Below are 15,393 nucleotides of genomic sequence, written 5' to 3' on the forward strand. Positions count from 1 at the left end.
TCTCGAATTGGTGGACTTTCAAGCCGCAATACCGCTCATAAACTAGACCACCCACCGAAACCTGTGGTGGATGATCTGAACCGCGTTCCATGAAGCTCTACGAGACGCTCGCCGACGACATCGAACGCCAGATCCGCGGCGGCGTCTTCCGCCACGGCGACCGCCTCCAGTCCGTGCGCGAGACCAGCAAGCAGCGCCAGCTCAGCGTCACCACCGTCATCCGCGCCTACGTGCTGCTGGAGAGCCGCGGCCTCATCGTCAGCAAGCCGCAGTCGGGCTACTACGTGCAGCTCAGGCCGGGCGACGCGGCGATAGACGCACCGGCCGCGCCCCGACCGATCGCGGTCTCGTCCTCCGTCGACGTCAGCCGGCTGGTGCTGTCCACGCTGCGCTCGATCGCCGCGCATGATGCGGTGCCGCTCGGATCGCCGTATCCGGACACCGGCAGCTTCCCCTTCGAGAAGCTCAACCGCTATGCGTTCGCCGCCGGGCAGGACCCCGCATTGCGGTCGCTCAGGGACGCGCTGCCGCCCGGCCACCCGCTGCTGATCCGCCAGATCGCGCGGCGCTACCTCGACAAGGGCCAGGCGGTCGACCCGGCCGAAATCCTCATCACGATGGGTGCGACCGAGGCGCTCAACCTCTGCCTGCAGGCCGTCGCCAGACCCGGCGACGTGATCGCCGTGGAGACGCCCACCTTCTACGCGATGCTCCACGCCATCGAGCGCCTGGGCATGCGCGCGCTGGAGATCCCGACCGACCCGGATCTCGGTCTGGATGTCGACGCGCTGGCCGCCATCGCCGCGACGCAGCCGATCGCTGCCTGCATGGTGATGCCGAACTTCCAGAACCCGCTCGGCTTCCAGATGCCCGACGAGCGCAAGCGCGCGCTGGTCGAGCTGGCAACGCGGCTGGACATGCCGCTGATCGAGAACGGCGTCTACAACGAGCTCTACTACGGCGCGGTGCCCCCCAGCACGCTCAAGGCCTACGACACGCACGGACTGGTCCTGCACTGCGGCACGTTCTCGAAGACGCTGACCTCGACCTTCCGGATCGGCTGGGCGCTGCCGGGCCGCTACCGCGACGAGGTCGAGAAGCTGAAGTTCCTCAACACGCTGACGACGCCGCCGCTGCCACAGGTCGCCATCGCGCGCTTCCTCGAACGCGATGGCTACGAGGCCCACCTGCGACGCTTGCGCAAGGCCTTCGCCCAGCAGGCCAACCTGATGCGCGCGATCGTGCTGCGCTTCTTCCCCGAAGGCACGCGCGTCTCGACGCCGGTCGGCGGGTATGTGCTCTGGGTCGAACTCCCGCCGGCCATCGACGGCCTGCGGCTCTACGAACTCGCGCTGGAGCGCGGCATCACGATCGGTCCCGGCTACATGTTCTCGGTGAGCAACAGCTATCGGCACTTCATCCGGCTGAACTACAGCACGCCGTGGTCCCCGGCCATCGAGCAGGCCGTCATCACCGTCGGCAAGCTGGCCGCGACCTGCGCGCGGCAGGACTGCTGATCTGACTGCTGCGCCCGGACTGGGCCGGGCGATCGGGTTGGGTTTGGTCAGGTCAGCTGAAAGGTCTCCGTCGGCGCGACCCGTTCCGGCAATGCGCGTCCGCTCAACGCCAGCACCGAGCGCTCGATCCCGCGCGCCATCGCGTCCAGCGCCAGCGCGTTGGGCGCCAGGCCGAAGGGCTCGGCGACCTCGTTGGCGACGGCCTCCAGAGCGATCAGCGTGTAGGAGAGGAACACGCACAGCAGCGGCGTGAAGAACTCCGTCGCGTCCACGAGGCCGAAAGGCAGCAGGAAGCAGTAGGTGTAGACCGTGCGGTGCAGCAGCACGCCGTAGGCGAAGGGGATGGGCGTCGAGGCGATTCGCTCGCTGCCGCCGATGGCCTTGCCGATCTCCGTCAGCTGCGTGTCCAGCGCCCAGAAGCGCGCGTCGCTGAGATGCCCGTCGTCCTGCAGCGCGCAGAGCTTCTGCCGCACCGCGTGCAGCGCGGCGCTGGAGGACTGCGGGTCGCGCCGCAGCTGGAAGGCATCGCGGCGGCCGACCAGACGCACCAGGTCCTCTTCGGGATCGGTGCCGCGCAGCTCGTGCTTGAGCGCGTAGACGGCGGCGAGCAGCTGGTCCGTCACCGGCCGCGCCATCGTCTTGTCGGGCAGGTAGCAGAGCAGCTCCGACACCAGCGCGCGCGAGGCGATCAGCAGGTTGCCCCACAGGTGGCGCGCCTCGTTGAAACGCTCGTAGCTGGCGTTGTTGCGGAAGCCCAGGAAGATCGCCAGCGTCAGCCCGAACGGCGTCATCAGCGTCGCGTTCAGCGGGATCTTCTCGCCGAAGACCTGCCCGTGCGTCGCCACGGCCAGCATGCTGACCGCCGCCATGAAGCCCAGCTGCGGCAGGATGGCCGGCAGCACCGAGCCGTGCCACACGAACAGCAGGCGGAACCAGCTTTGCTTCGGTCGGATGATCATTTGGAATGTCCAGGCGGTTGCGTACTCCGGGCTCCATGGTGAAGAACGGGGCCTCCCTGCGGGGCATGCAGTTCCGACCGGCGCCAAGGAGCACAGTTGGCCACCCTCGCGTGGCGTGGCGACCACGGGATGCCGGCCGGATGTCGGTTGAAAACGGGGCGACCACCGATGGCATGGGGCCTTCCTGGCGTCGGCCCCCTATGTTGTCAGGCGCGCCGATGGGCCGTTCGGCGTAGCCTTCGGGCCGTCGGAATGGGATATCGACCAGCGATGGACGGCCAGCGATGGCCAGGAGGCGGCCTCATGGATGACTCCGGACACGACGCCGCGCAGCGGCCCACGTCGGCGGCGGCCGCCGCGATGCTGGGACAGATGAAGCGCGCGGTCTTCGACGGCTCGCGCATCGCCGTGATCCAGCGCGACCTCCAGAACAACGTGCTCTACGCCAACGCCGCCGCGCTGACGATGAGCGGCGTCGACCACGTCGACCAGCTGCGCCTGGACCGCCTCTTCGCCGGCGAGGCGGGGCGCGTGCTCGACGAGGAGACGCGCGGACGCCGCAACCGCGAGCTCGGCGCCTACCGCGTCACGCTGACCTGCCAGAACGATCCGGAGCGGCAGGTCGCCGTCGAGGTCACCGGCCTGCCGCTGATGGACGATCACGGCACGGTCGTGGGAGCGCTGGGCTTCTTCCGCAACCTGCAGCACCAGGTGCTGACCGACCAGGTGCGCGCGCTCACGCTGAGCCGCGCCGGCCGCGCGGACCTGCTGCCGCTGGTGGCCGAGGCGCTACGCCGCGAGCTGCCCTTCGACCTGATGCTGGTGTCGCGCGTCGTCGAGGACGACAGCGCCTGGGAATCGGAGATCGTCTTCAACCACCCGCCGTTCCGGCAGGACGTGCCGACCGCGTGGTACGAGCTGAACGCCGCGCAGCGCGCGTTCATGGAGAGCCAGTGCGGCGGCGTCCACGACTTCGAGACGGTGATGAGCGAGCCGCCGTGGTCCGACATGGCCGAGGAGCCGATGAGCCGGCAGATGCACGCCATGGACCTCAAGTCCAGCATGTGGCGTCGCATCACGCGCGGCGAGGGCGACGACGAGCGCACCGTCGCGATCATGACGCTGCTCAGCCGCGAGCGCGGCGCCTACGGCGAGCAGCACCTGGCGCTGTTCAACCAGCTGCCGCTGATCGAGGCGGTGCTGTGCAGCCTGGACCACGCCGAGCGCGAGCGCGACCGCCGCCAGCTGCGCATGTTCCGCGAGCTCAACCGATGCGTCGACATCCAGGGCGCCTGCCGCTGCCTGTCCGACGCGCTGGTCGAGATCTTCGGCTGGCAGCATGTGTCGCTGTTCCGGATCGACAGCGCGCGGGACGCGATCGTGCGCGTGGCCTCGGCCCGGCGCGGCGAGGACGGCTTTGCCGTGGACACGGGCGTGTCCTGGGGCGACTACGCGCAGGGCCTCTGCCAGGGCATCCTCGGCCGCGTCGTGCGGACGATGCAGCCGCAGAAGATCCCCGACGTCACGCGCGATCCCGAGTACCTCAAGACGCCCGACGGCGAGCCGATCCGTTCGGAGCTGGCGGTGCCGATCGTGTTCTCGGAAGGCGAGCGGGTGCGCTTCATCGTCAACGTCGACGATCCGCGCGTGAGCGCGTTCTCGCGCGAGCACGTGCGGCAGCTCGCCGACATCGCGCAGGAAGTGGCCGGCGCCATGGAGCGCATCAGCGACCTGACGCTGATGACGGAGTGCGTCAACAACGTCTCCGACCCGATCATCGCGACCGATGCGAAGCTGCGGATCCGCCGTGTCAATCCGGCGGCGGAGGCGCTGTTCGGCGTCGCACGCAAGGCGCTGGAAGGACGCAGCCTGCTGGAACTGTTCCAGAACCCCGAGCCGCTCGCGGCGCTGCTCGACGGCACCGAGGCCGGCGACCGCATCGGCGAGCTGCGGGTGTGCCGCCGGGCCGCCGCGATGGACGAGGCGCCCGATGCGGGACCTGCCGCCGCCTCCGATCCCTCGGCGTCGGGAGCGGGCGCAGGCGCTGACGCGGGAACCGATGCCAGCGGACTGCCGGTCTTCATCACGCGGCGCGACTTCCCGGGCAAGCTCGGCGGACACGTGTTCATCGCGCGCGACCTGCGGCCGATCCGGCGCTCGGTGCAGCTGGAGTTCCTGGAGGAGACCGCCTACGAGCTGGCGGTCGAGACGCAGGCGCCGCTGGGCATGGCGATGTCCTGCCTCGAGGATCAGTTGGAAGCGGCGTTCGGCTCGGACGCGGCCCGCGAGCAGGCGCGCGGCCGCGAGCTGCAGACCGTGCTCCGACAGCTCGGCCGCGTGAAGCACGCGTTCACGCGGCTGGCCATGTACAACCGCGAGGCCCGCGTCTCCTCGCGCGTCGCGAGCACGATCCGGCTCGACTGCGAGATCGACGCGCTGCTCGCCAGCCTGGCGGCGTCGGAGCGCCGCAAGGTGGTGTTCGAGACCGCCGCCCGCAAGGTCGAGGTCGAGGCCGACCACATGCAGCTGCACATCGTCGTGGAGAGCCTGCTGTCGGTGTTGCTGCGCGCGGCGCCGGAGACGGCGATGGTGCGGCTCACGCTGGTGCCGGACGACGAGCTCGTGTTCCTGCGCCTGCGCGGGCGGCTGCCGCCGGCGCGCCGGCACGGCGAGCGCTTCTCCGCGCCGGAGGCCGCCCAGGCGGACCTGCGACTGGCCAATCCGCTGCTCGGCAAGCTGATGAAGAACCAGGGCGGCGCGCTCAAGGCGGGCGTGCTGCCGGACGGCGACACCGAGTTCGTGCTGAGCTTCCCGCGCCGGAGGGGCCATGGCTGACATCCTCCTCGTGCTCAGCCCGCAGCAGCAGGGCAGCCTCGGCCCGCAGATCAAGAAGCAGCTGCGGCAGCTCGGCCGCCACACGATCCAGGAAGAGACCAACCGCGAGACCGGCCTGGAACTGCTCACGGGCCAGCCCTTCGACTACATCATCGTCGGCAGCCAGCTGGCCGACGACGCCGGGGCGGTCGTCGCCGAGGACGGCGGACTCGCGTTCTGCCGCGAGGTGCGGGTGCTCGGCAACACGCCGATGATGCTGCTCGCGCCGGCGATGACCACCGAGCTGAACATGGCCTGCATCCGGCTGCGGGTGACGCTGCATGCGGATCCGGCGTCGGCGGGCAGCTTCGCGCTGGAACTGCTCGGCTTGGAATCGCCCGACGCGGACGGCGTCGGCAATGGCGCACTCGCCGTGCGTGGCGGCCGGGCCCGCGTCGCGCCGCTGAATCCGTGTCTCGACATCCGCGTCACCGCGATCGCCGACAACTGGCGCTTCGAGATGCACGGCATCGACTTCCAGTTCCAGGGCGCGGGGCCCCTGACGGTGAGCAAGTCGGCGCGGCTCGACTGGCAGGCGCAGTACATGCACGAGCCCGATTGGTACAAGGAGTTCTCGCGCATCGGCAAGAGCATCCGCATCGCGCTCTGCGAGGACCAGGAGAGCTTTCGCCTGCAGCGCGAGAACGCGCGGCTCAAGGCCTTCCAGCAGCTCGGCGACGCCGGCAAGGACGTGACGGACCGCATCACCTTCGAGGTGTCGGAGGATTGCTATCCGTTGCTGCTCGAGGCGATGTTCGAACCCTCGCAGGAAGTGCCGTGGCTGGCGAAGGCGGCGTCGATGTCGCGACGGCTCGCCGCGTCCAAGGAGAGCCAGAGCAGCCTGTTCGCCGGCCCGGTGGCGGCCCGTCGCGCGCTGCTGATCTGCGCCGACACGCATGGCACCGCCTACGACGACCAGCTCAAGGGCGGCGCGCTGCAGCTGGCGCCGCTCACGGCGGTGCGGCGCGAGTGCTCGCGGGTGAAGAAGCTGCTGACGCGGCCCGATGCGCGCAGCGGGCAGCCGCTCTTCCATGAGCGCAACGTCACCGTCATCGGTCTGGACGGACCGCTCAGCCGGGAGAGCCTCGTGGCGGCGCTGGGCGACGGCGGCTGGGACCTGATCCACTTCGCCGGCCACACCTGCTTCCAGCCGGCGGGCGCGCGGCAGCTGGGCGGCACGGGGTTCCTCTTCGTCGGGCCGAAGGAGGAGCCGCAATGCGTCGACTTCGGCGACATCCTCAGCTACCTGCGTGACACGCGCTTCGTCTACCTGAGCAGCTGCGAGAGCGGCAACTCCGGCTTCGCGACGCTGGCCGCGGAGGCCGGCATCCATGCGGTGCTCGGCTATCGCTGCCGGGTGAACGACCGGACCGCGGCGGTGCAGGCGCTGCTGTTCTACCGGATGCTGCAGCGCAGCCGCTCGCTCGATGCCGCCTTCGGTCACGCGCGGCGCCGGCTCTACCGGCGCTACGAAGGCCAGGACAACGCCTGGGCCTCGGCGATGCTGGTCACGTCGGGCGTCCCGTCATGAGGTCGAGCGAGAGTCCCGCCGCGGCGTCGGCGGGGTAGAACGCCTCATGGCCGTGCGCGGCGCGCAGGGCCGGATCGTTCCACGGCGCCGTGCGCGCCGACCGGTAGTTGAAGAGCAGCCGCGCCCCCGGCACGTTCCGCACGACGGTGTGGAGCGCCTCGTCGTCGGGGTGGTTGAAGATGCTGCCGTCGGTCGAGATCAGCCAGGTCGCGCAGTCGATCCGGCTCAGGAAGTCCTCGCTCAGGTTGGCGGCGGAACCGTGGTGGGCCATCTTCACCGCGTCCAGGCGCAGGCGCGGCTCGCCCGCGGCGCCGGCCAGGCGTCGCAGCGCGGCGGTCAGCGTCGGCGCGTGGGCGTCGCCGAGCAGCGCGATGCGGCGGCCCTGGTACTCGGCGATCACCGCGATGCTGGAGCCGTTGGCCACGGCGTTGTCGATCGGGCCGAGCGCCAGCGCGGTCGAGGACAGCATCTCCTCGGGCTTCGGCCGCCGGCGCAGTCCGCCGGAACGGAACGCGGCGCGGCCTTCGAGGCGGGCGCTGAGGGCGACTTCATCGGTGGCGTCAAGCTCGGCGCGTTCCAGCGCGCGGTCCCACGCGGCGCGCAGCTTCTCGAGTTTCTCCAGCGTCGGCGACAGCAGGGTCAGGCGCAGGCCGCCGGGCAGCTCGCGCACCGGCAGCGGGCCGATCGCCGGCACGAAGATGGGTGCGCCCTGGAAGGCGGCGTTCCACTGCCGGTCCTCGATGCGGACGCTGATCATCGAGCCCTGCAACGCGCTGCGTTGGGCGTTCACGTCGGTACCGGGCGCGTTCGGCCCATTCGGCCCATTCGGCGCATTCGGCGCGCCCGACACGCCCGTCGCGTTGTTGGTGTGGGTCGCGCCGGCGCGGGGCGGAGGCGGCTCCTTCAACGGCTGCGCGATGTGCGGCCAGCCGTTGAACCAGATGTCGCGGAAGGTCGCCAGCTCTCGGTGGTTCAGCAGCTTGAGGCAGCCCTCGATGTGATCGCCGTCGACATGCGTGATGACGAGCAGCTCCAACTCGCGCTGGTCGGCGGGCAGCGCGGCCAGCCGCTGCGACAGCGCGCCGTAAGCGCCTATCGGCCCTCCATCGATGAGGACGCGATGCGGGCGTGCGGCGTCGCCGTACTCCAGCAGCAGACAGTCGCCGTGGCGCGCCGGCAGCAGTTCGATGCGGAAGATGTCGGGCATCGCGGGGTGTTCGGGCGCAACGTCCGTGGAGCGGTCTCAGTTCAGCGCGTGCTTCGGATACGGCCAGGCCGGCGACTGGTGTCGCGTTGCCACGTGCGGCGCGCGTGAGCGCACCGCGGCGTCGCTGACCGCGTAGCCCCAGTTGATGAGCTCGCACTGCTCCTGGTCCTTGAAGCGGTCCAGCCGGGTTCGGATCGCCGCCAGGTCCGCGACGCGCGCGGGGGCGACGGACAACTTGGCCTCTTCGGTCGCCGGGTAGTCGGCCATGTCGGTGTCGATGGCCCAGAACGCGCCCTTCGCGTCGCCGCGCGCGTAGGCTGCGATCAGCATGCGCTTGCGCAGCGCCAGCGCCTGGTTCAGGCCGATGTCCATCGTGCGCATCAGCTGGCGCGGCGCCATCGTGCCGATGCCGGCGTCGATGTCGAAGGGCTTGCCGGCGTCGCTCACGAGCACCGTCTCGTAGCGCCCCCAGACCGTCTCCAGCCCCAGGTTGTCGTACACGCCGCCGTCGGCCAGCATCAGCCGGCGGCGGTAGTCGATCTGGTCGTAGAGGTCGGCGCCGTCGACCTTCGTGAAGTCCTCGGGCCGGACGTCCAGCTCGATAGGCGCGAGCACCGGCGGGAAGGCGCTGGAGCAGGCGACCGCCGTCGCCACGTCGAAGCGCGGCTTCGGGATCAGGCCGATGCGGTAGTCGCCGGCGTAGGGCTTGGAAAAGCGGAAGCTGACGCCGGTCGCGTAGTTGGTCGCATTGAAGACGAAGCGCGGATCGTCCGGCAGCGACTGCAGCGACGCGTCGAGGCCCAGGCGCTTGCGGTATTCGTCGGCGACGGCTTCGCCTGCGGAGCGGAAGGGATTGAACGCGCCCGACAGCACCGAAGCGACATCGATGTTGCGCGCGCAGAACTCGCGCAGCGGGGCGGCGACTTCGGCCTCGAACAGCGCGGAGCGGCCGTCCTCGCCGAACGCGAGCCGCGGCCAGCGCACGGCCAGCAGCCCCGAGGTGATCGAGCCGCCGGACACGCTGGAGATCCGCGCCAGCCTGCCCAGCGCGCCGAGCTCGTTGAGCCGCCACAGCACGCCGACATGGAACAGCACGGCGCGGAAGCCGCCGCCCGAGAGTGCCAGCGCGATGCCGCTGGTGCGCGCGTCCTGGTCGAAGGGCATGGCGGGTCTCCCGCTGTGTGGATCGTTCAGCCTAGGCGCGGCGCGGGCCGGTCGCAATCTGTCAAGTTGGGGATGACGGAGGAAATGAAGGGGACGCGCGGCGAAGATTTCAAACTTGTAATGTGGCTGTGCGTTTCGCGTGGGAGCCCGATTTCTACAGTGCTTTCCAAGCAGTCGGCACCAGGCCGCTGCCGATCCACCCCATGACCAGGACGCCGCCGGCGCCCCTCCACGCGAAAGAGCCTCATGAACCGCAAGACCTTCCTCGGCCAGCTGATGGCCACCGCCTTCGTCGCTTCCTTCTCCGCCGCCGCCCTCGGCGTCGCGCATGCCGAGACCGATGCCGCGCCGTCCGCCCCGCAGGCGTCGGCCGTCACGGCCAAGTCCGCGCCGGTCGCCGTCCGCAACGTCGTGCTGGTGCACGGCCTGTACGCCGACGGCTCCAGCTGGGGCAAGGTGATCCCGCTGCTGCAGGCCAAGGGCCTGCACGTGACCTCGGTGCAGAACCCGCTGACCAGCCTGCAGGACGACGCCGACGCGGTGAAGCGCGCGCTGGCGCAGCAGGACGGCCCCACGCTGCTGGTCGGCCATTCCTACGCCGGCATGGTGATCTCCGAGGCCGGTGCCGACCCCAAGGTCAGCGGCCTGGTCTACATCGCGGCCCGCGCGCCGGACGCCGGCGAGGACTACCCCGCGCTGACCCGCAAGTTCCCGACCGCGCCCGCCGCGGCCGGCCTGAAGTGGAACGGCGACTGGGGCAGCCTGTCGCAGGACGCCTTCCTGAAGGACTTCGCCGGCGACCTGCCGTCCGCCGAGGCGCTGAGCTACTTCGCCGTGCAGCAGCCCTTCGCCCGCGCCGTGGCCAGCGGCAAGACGACGACCGCCGCCTGGCGCGTGAAGCCGAGCTGGTACGCCGTGTCGACGCAGGACCGGACCATCAACCCCGACCTGCAGCGCTTCCTGGCGCAGCGCATGGGCGCCGCGACGATCGAGCTGAACGCCAGCCACGTCTCGCTGCTGTCGCAGCCGCAGGCGGTCGCCGACCTGATCGTCAAGGCCGCGCAGGGCCAGCGCTGAGTTGCTGCCGATAATCCGCCCCGTGATGCCGGCGCCGCCTCGGGACCCCGAGTCTGCGGGCGGCGCCCAAGGAGCAGGGATGCGTGTCCTCGTCGTCGAAGATGAACCGAAGCTGGCCGGCTACCTCCGCAAGGGGCTGACGGAGAACGGCTACGTCGTCGACGTGGCCGCCGACGGCATCGACGGCCGCCACCTGGCGCTCAACGGCGAGTACGACCTGATCGTGCTCGACGTGATGCTGCCGGGCATCGACGGCTTCAGCGTGCTGAAGGCGATCAAGGCGGAGAAGGACGTCGCCGTGCTGATGCTGACCGCGCGCGACGGCGTCGAGGACCGCGTCCACGGACTGCAGGAGGGCGCGGACGACTACCTCGTCAAGCCCTTCGCGTTCTCGGAACTGCTCGCGCGGCTGACCGCGCTGCGGCGACGCGGCGTGCGGTCGGGATCGGGCGCGGGCAGCGGCACCGGCGGCGCTTCGGAAACGATGCTGACGCTCGGCGATCTGCAGCTCGATCTCGCGCGTCGCAAAGCGTTCCGGGGCGGACAGTCGATCGATCTCACGAACAAGGAGTTCCTGCTGCTCGCGTTGCTGATGCGGCGTCGCGGCGAAGTGCTGTCGCGCACGGTGCTCGCCGAGCAGGTCTGGGACATGAACTTCGACAGCGACACCAACGTCGTCGACGTGGCGGTGCGGCGGTTGCGCGCGAAGGTCGACGATCCGTTCGAGACCAAGCTCCTGCGCACCGTGCGCGGCATGGGCTACGTGCTGGAGGCGCCCGCGTCATGAGCGCAGGCCGGCTAGGCTCCATCTCCGCGCGGCTGGTGCTGATGCTGGCGCTGGTGGCGGTGGTGGTGTTCTCCGCCGCCGGCTTCCTGCTGCACAAGGCGCTGGAGCAGGTGCTGATCGCCGACGAGCGCGCCGACCTGATCGGCAAGACGGAGGTGGTGAAGCACTTCATCGGCGAGGCGCAATCGATGGACGACCTCCCGATGCTGCGCCGCCATCTGGCGGCGACCAGCGTCGGCGGGCGCTTCCGCTGGAACGTGTGGCTGGTCGGGCGTGACGGTGAGCTGCTGTACGGCGCGGAGCCGATGCCGCCGTCGGTGCAGCGCGACGGCGACAAGGTCTGGCTGCGACGCAAGGACGGCGTCGAGCTGCGCGGTGCGCATTTCCTGTTGCCCGACCACGCGGTCTTCCCTGACGCGCAGGTGCTGATCGGCATGGACCCTCGGCCGCGCCAGCAGATGCTCGCGACCTACGACGACGCGGGGCTGATGGTCGGCATCGCCGGGGTGCTGTGCACGATCGCGCTGGCCTGGCTCGCGACGCGTCGCGGACTCCGCGCGTTGTCGGCGCTGTCGCGCGAGGCCGAGGTGATCCAGCCCGGCGCGCTGTCGCGCCGGCTCACGCTGCCCGAGGACAGCGCCGAGCTGATGCCGCTGGCGCAGCGCTTCAACGAGGTGCTGTCGCGCATGGAGGAGGCCTGGAACCAGCTCGAAGGCTTCAACGCCAATGTGGCGCATGAGCTGCGCACGCCGCTGGCGATCATGATCAACGGCGCGGAGGTGGTGTTGTCGCGGGACCGGCCGGAGGCCGAGATGCGCGACGTGCTGGAGTCCCACCTGGAGGAGCTGCGCGGCATGGCGTCGATGATCAACGACATGCTGTTCCTCGCGCGCGCCGACCAGGGCGACGCGGCCGCGGACCTCGTCGACCTGTCCTTGCGCGACGAGGCGCACGGCGTGGGCGAATTCGTCGAGATCCTGCTTGAGGAGAAGCATCAGCGCCTCTTCGTGGACGGCGAGCACCGGCTGCCCGCCAACCGCGCGCTGCTGCGCCGCGCGCTGGTGAACCTGCTGACCAACGCGTCGCGGCATGCGCCGGAAGGAGCGACGCTCACGGTGCGCATCGAGCGGTTGCCCGATGCCGACGGGGCACGGATCGTCGTGATCAATCCGGGCGAGCCGATCCCCGAAGACATCCGTCGCCGCATGTTCGACCGCTTTTGGCGCGGCGAGTCTTCGCGCTCGAAGGCGGGGGACCGTTTCGGCCTCGGTTTGGCCATCGTGCGCGCGGTGGCCCGCATGCATGGCGGCGAGACTTTCGTCGACTCTGCGGACGGCAGGACCGAAATCGGTTTCACGCTCCGCGCGGCCAACCGTGCCGTTGTGACGGATAACGCTGTGCGTTAGTGGCCACCAGGGTTCATCCGAGGTCGAAAGGGTCGATAAATGACGCCATGAAACTCCGAACCCGAATCCTCTTCCTGTGTCTTGCCGCGCTGATCGGCATGGTGGTCCTGGCCGCGGTGTCGCTGACGACGCTGCGCCAGACGATGATGAAGGAGCGCACCGCGCAGCTGTCGACGCTGGTCGTGCTGGCGCAGTCCGCGCTGGAGAAGCTGCACGAGCAGGAGGCGGCGGGCAAGATCACCCGCGAGGAAGCGCAGAAGCAGGGCAAGCTGATCATCGGCAGCTTCCGCAAGGACGAGCTCTACTTCTTCGTGCGCGGCTACAGCGACGACGTCAACCTCGTGCATCCGAACCCGAAGCGCGTCGGCATCGTCGACGCCAAGGGCGGCAAGGAAGCCGGCGTGCGCTACCGCACCGCACTCGAAGGCAAGAAGATCGGCACCGTGATCGCGCTGGGCACCCGGCCCAACACGAAGGACGAGGTCGAGAAGCTCTACGCGGTGGTCCGCTTCGAGCCCTGGGACTGGATCATCGGTTTCGGCGATTACATCGACGACATCGACAAGGCCTTCTGGCGCAGCGCCGTCGTGTTGCTGGGCATCGGCCTGGCGCTGATGGCGGTGGTGGGCGTGCTGGGCTGGCGTCTGGCCGGCAGCATCTATCGCCAGCTGGGCGGCGAGCCGGCGTATGCCTCGGACATCGTCCACCGCATCGGCGCGGGGGACCTGAACGTGGCGGTCGACCTGCGCGACGCGCATGCGGACAGCCTGCTGTCCGCGATGGACCGCATGCAGCGCAGCCTGTCGACGACGGTGGGCCAGATCCGCGGCTCCACCGACACGATCGCGACGGCCGCCGGCGAGATCGCCGCCGGCAACCGCGACCTGTCGTCGCGCACCGAATCGCAGGCGAGTGCGCTGGAAGAGACGGCGGCCTCGATGGAAGAGCTGACCGCCACGGTCAAGCAGAGCGCCGACAACGCGCGCCAGGCCAACCAGCTGGCGATGTCCGCGTCGGAGATCGCGGTGCAGGGCGGCAAGGTCGTCGACGAGGTGGTGGCGACGATGGCGTCGATCAGCAGCTCGTCCAACAAGATCGTCGACATCATCGGCACGATCGACGGGATCGCGTTCCAGACCAACATCCTGGCGCTGAATGCGGCCGTCGAGGCGGCGCGCGCGGGCGAGCAGGGCCGGGGCTTCGCGGTGGTGGCGTCGGAAGTGCGCACGCTGGCGCAGCGCAGCGCGACGGCGGCCAAGGAGATCAAGGCGCTGATCGGCGACTCGGTGCAGAAGGTCGAGGCCGGCGGCGCGCTGGTGACCCAGGCGGGCGCGACGATGTCGCAGATCGTTGGCAGCGTGAAGCGGGTCACCGACATCGTCGGCGAGATCTCCAGCGCCAGCCAGGAACAGACCGCGGGCATCGAGCAGATCAACCAGGCCATCGCGCAGATGGACCAGGCGACGCAGCAGAACGCGGCGCTGGTGGAACAGGCGTCCGCCGCGGCGGAATCGCTGGAGCAGCAGTCGCAGGTGCTGGTCACCGCCGTCGGCGTGTTCTCCTGATTGCTGACTGCCGAGGCCGCTGGCCCTCACCCCCACCCTCTCCCGCAAGCGGGAGAGGGAGCAAGAGGAGCCAGCGCTGCGAGTCGAACAGGTCGGACTCCCTCTCCCGCTTGCGGGAGAGGGCAGGGGTGAGGGCCAGCAGCCTCCCGCATGAACTGACCGGAACTCACGCCGCAGCTCGCTCGCTGAACTGCGTGTAGCCTTCCGCGCCGCCGCCGAAGTACGCCGACTGCGGCGCTTCGAATAGGGGCAGATTACCCTTCAACCGGTCGACCAGATCCGGGTTCCCGATGAAGGGTTTCCCGAAGGCGACCATGTCCGCGTGGCCCGACGACGTCGCAGTCAACGCGCGCTGGCGGTCGTAGCCGTTGTTCGCGATGTACGCGCCGCCGAAGGCGTAGCGCAGCGCTTCGACATCGAAGGCGTCAGCCCCGTTGCCGGCGTGCAGCTGGCCTTCCACCACATGCAGATACGCCAGGCCGCGCTCGCCGAGCTTGCGGGCCAGGTAGCCGTGCGTCTGCGCCGGCGTGCTGTCGATCGGCGTGTCGCCGATCGCGGTCGACAGCGGCGACAGTCGCAGGCCGACGCGGTCCGCGCCCCACACCTCGGTCACGGCGTCGACCACCTCCAGCACGAAGCGGGCGCGGTTCTCGATCGAGCCGCCGTACTGGTCCGTCCGGCGGTTGGTGCTGTCACGCAGGAACTGCTCCAGCAGATAGCCGTTGGCGGCGTGGATCTCGACGCCGTCGAAGCCCGCGACCTTCGCGTTGACCGCGGCGCGGCGGTAGTCCTCGACTAGACCGGGCAGCTCCGACAGTTCCAGCGCACGCGGCGCCGACGGCGGCTCGAAGCCGGCCTCGGTGAAGACGACCGTGCCCGCCTGCAGGGCTGACGGCGCAACCGGCGCGGCGCCATCCTTCTGCAGGCTCACATGCGACATGCGGCCCACGTGCCACAGCTGCAGGACGATCTTGCCGCCTTCGGCGTGGACTGCGTCGGTGACTCGCTTCCAGGCGTCGACCTGCTCGGGCGTGTAGATGCCCGGCGTCCAGGCGTAGCCACGACCCTGGCGGGAGATGTTGGTCGCCTCGGCCACGATCAGCCCGGCGGAGGCGCGCTGCCGGTAGTACTCGACGGCCAGCGGCGACGGCACGCCGTCCGAACTCGCGCGCGACCGGGTCAACGGCGCCATCGCGACGCGGTTGCGGACCTCGATCGCGCCGATGCGGCCGGGGGTGAAGAGGATCGGATCGTTGGCGGTGTGAGCAGGCATGGCGGTTCTTTCCAGAGAGTGACAGGACGAAGT

General features: G+C 69.9%; 11 protein-coding genes. 7 read left to right on the top strand and 4 right to left on the bottom strand.

What is annotated here, in order from left to right:
• Positions 1–89: 89 nt before the first annotated feature.
• Positions 90–1,517, top strand: coding sequence for a PLP-dependent aminotransferase family protein (locus ACQZ13_RS03010; RefSeq protein WP_431049813.1), 1,428 nt, complete (start codon positions 90–92; stop codon positions 1,515–1,517).
• A gap of 47 nt (positions 1,518–1,564) precedes the next feature.
• Here ACQZ13_RS03010 and ACQZ13_RS03015 read toward each other — a convergent pair whose 3' ends face one another.
• Positions 1,565–2,476 (bottom strand): bestrophin family protein, encoded by a 912-nt coding sequence (locus ACQZ13_RS03015; protein WP_431049814.1) that lies wholly within the window; start codon positions 2,474–2,476, stop codon positions 1,565–1,567.
• Positions 2,477–2,779: 303 nt separating this feature from the next.
• Between ACQZ13_RS03015 and ACQZ13_RS03020 the strand changes: the two genes are divergently transcribed.
• Both ACQZ13_RS03020 and ACQZ13_RS03025 read left to right on the top strand, forming a co-directional pair.
• A complete protein-coding gene (locus tag ACQZ13_RS03020) occupies positions 2,780–5,311 on the top strand; it encodes a PAS domain-containing protein (RefSeq protein WP_431049816.1) in 2,532 nt (843 codons plus the stop codon).
• Entirely contained in the window at positions 5,304–6,881 is a 1,578-nt protein-coding gene (locus ACQZ13_RS03025; RefSeq protein WP_431049817.1) for a CHAT domain-containing protein, read from the top strand. Before ACQZ13_RS03020 ends, ACQZ13_RS03025 begins: the two co-directional genes overlap by 8 nt.
• Here ACQZ13_RS03025 and ACQZ13_RS03030 read toward each other — a convergent pair.
• Together ACQZ13_RS03030 and ACQZ13_RS03035 are read right to left on the bottom strand one after the other, a co-directional pair.
• Positions 6,859–8,088 carry a hypothetical protein gene (locus tag ACQZ13_RS03030; protein WP_431049818.1) on the bottom strand — a complete coding sequence of 410 codons (1,230 nt, stop codon included), beginning with the start codon at positions 8,086–8,088 and terminating at the stop codon, positions 6,859–6,861. The two genes, ACQZ13_RS03025 and ACQZ13_RS03030, sit on opposite strands and share 23 nt — an antisense overlap.
• 36 nt (positions 8,089–8,124) lie before the next feature.
• Positions 8,125–9,252 carry a patatin-like phospholipase family protein gene (locus ACQZ13_RS03035; RefSeq protein WP_431049819.1) on the bottom strand — a complete coding sequence of 376 codons (1,128 nt, stop codon included), beginning with the start codon at positions 9,250–9,252 and terminating at the stop codon, positions 8,125–8,127.
• Positions 9,253–9,498: 246 nt separating this feature from the next.
• On the opposite strand from ACQZ13_RS03035, the gene ACQZ13_RS03040 reads away from it, so the two are divergent.
• From ACQZ13_RS03040 to ACQZ13_RS03055, 4 genes are all read left to right on the top strand, one after another.
• The gene (locus ACQZ13_RS03040; RefSeq protein ID WP_431049820.1) at positions 9,499–10,329 is read left to right on the top strand and encodes an alpha/beta fold hydrolase; all 831 of its coding nucleotides are present in this window, start codon (positions 9,499–9,501) and stop codon (positions 10,327–10,329) included.
• Positions 10,330–10,408: 79 nt separating this feature from the next.
• Positions 10,409–11,116: a heavy metal response regulator transcription factor gene (locus tag ACQZ13_RS03045; RefSeq protein WP_431049821.1), complete on the top strand. Its 708-nt coding sequence runs from the start codon at positions 10,409–10,411 to the stop codon at positions 11,114–11,116.
• Positions 11,113–12,522 carry a heavy metal sensor histidine kinase gene (locus ACQZ13_RS03050; protein WP_431049822.1) on the top strand — a complete coding sequence of 470 codons (1,410 nt, stop codon included), beginning with the start codon at positions 11,113–11,115 and terminating at the stop codon, positions 12,520–12,522. The genes ACQZ13_RS03045 and ACQZ13_RS03050 overlap by 4 nt, the downstream gene beginning before the upstream one ends.
• A gap of 47 nt (positions 12,523–12,569) precedes the next feature.
• A complete protein-coding gene (locus ACQZ13_RS03055; RefSeq protein WP_431049823.1) occupies positions 12,570–14,087 on the top strand; it encodes a methyl-accepting chemotaxis protein in 1,518 nt (505 codons plus the stop codon).
• 166 nt (positions 14,088–14,253) lie between these two features.
• Here the strand turns inward: ACQZ13_RS03055 and ACQZ13_RS03060 are convergent, their stop codons facing one another.
• On the bottom strand, positions 14,254–15,360 hold the full coding sequence (locus ACQZ13_RS03060) for an alkene reductase (RefSeq protein ID WP_431049824.1): 1,107 nt from the start codon (positions 15,358–15,360) through the stop codon (positions 14,254–14,256).
• Positions 15,361–15,393 lie beyond the last annotated feature (33 nt).

The organism is Roseateles sp. L2-2 (assembly GCF_050613215.1).
GTDB lineage: Bacteria > Pseudomonadota > Gammaproteobacteria > Burkholderiales > Burkholderiaceae_C > Roseateles > Roseateles noduli.

Excerpts from the sequence above, each read along its gene's own strand:
- ACQZ13_RS03010 (WP_431049813.1), top strand. The coding sequence starts at position 90 with ATGAAGCTCTACGAGACGCTCGCCGACGACATCGAACGCCAGATCCGC.
- ACQZ13_RS03015 (WP_431049814.1), bottom strand. The coding sequence starts at position 2,476 with ATGATCATCCGACCGAAGCAAAGCTGGTTCCGCCTGCTGTTCGTGTGG.
- ACQZ13_RS03020 (WP_431049816.1), top strand. The coding sequence starts at position 2,780 with ATGGATGACTCCGGACACGACGCCGCGCAGCGGCCCACGTCGGCGGCG.
- ACQZ13_RS03025 (WP_431049817.1), top strand. The coding sequence starts at position 5,304 with ATGGCTGACATCCTCCTCGTGCTCAGCCCGCAGCAGCAGGGCAGCCTC.
- ACQZ13_RS03030 (WP_431049818.1), bottom strand. The coding sequence starts at position 8,088 with ATGCCCGACATCTTCCGCATCGAACTGCTGCCGGCGCGCCACGGCGAC.
- ACQZ13_RS03035 (WP_431049819.1), bottom strand. The coding sequence starts at position 9,252 with ATGCCCTTCGACCAGGACGCGCGCACCAGCGGCATCGCGCTGGCACTC.
- ACQZ13_RS03040 (WP_431049820.1), top strand. The coding sequence starts at position 9,499 with ATGAACCGCAAGACCTTCCTCGGCCAGCTGATGGCCACCGCCTTCGTC.
- ACQZ13_RS03045 (WP_431049821.1), top strand. The coding sequence starts at position 10,409 with ATGCGTGTCCTCGTCGTCGAAGATGAACCGAAGCTGGCCGGCTACCTC.
- ACQZ13_RS03050 (WP_431049822.1), top strand. The coding sequence starts at position 11,113 with ATGAGCGCAGGCCGGCTAGGCTCCATCTCCGCGCGGCTGGTGCTGATG.
- ACQZ13_RS03055 (WP_431049823.1), top strand. The coding sequence starts at position 12,570 with ATGAAACTCCGAACCCGAATCCTCTTCCTGTGTCTTGCCGCGCTGATC.
- ACQZ13_RS03060 (WP_431049824.1), bottom strand. The coding sequence starts at position 15,360 with ATGCCTGCTCACACCGCCAACGATCCGATCCTCTTCACCCCCGGCCGC.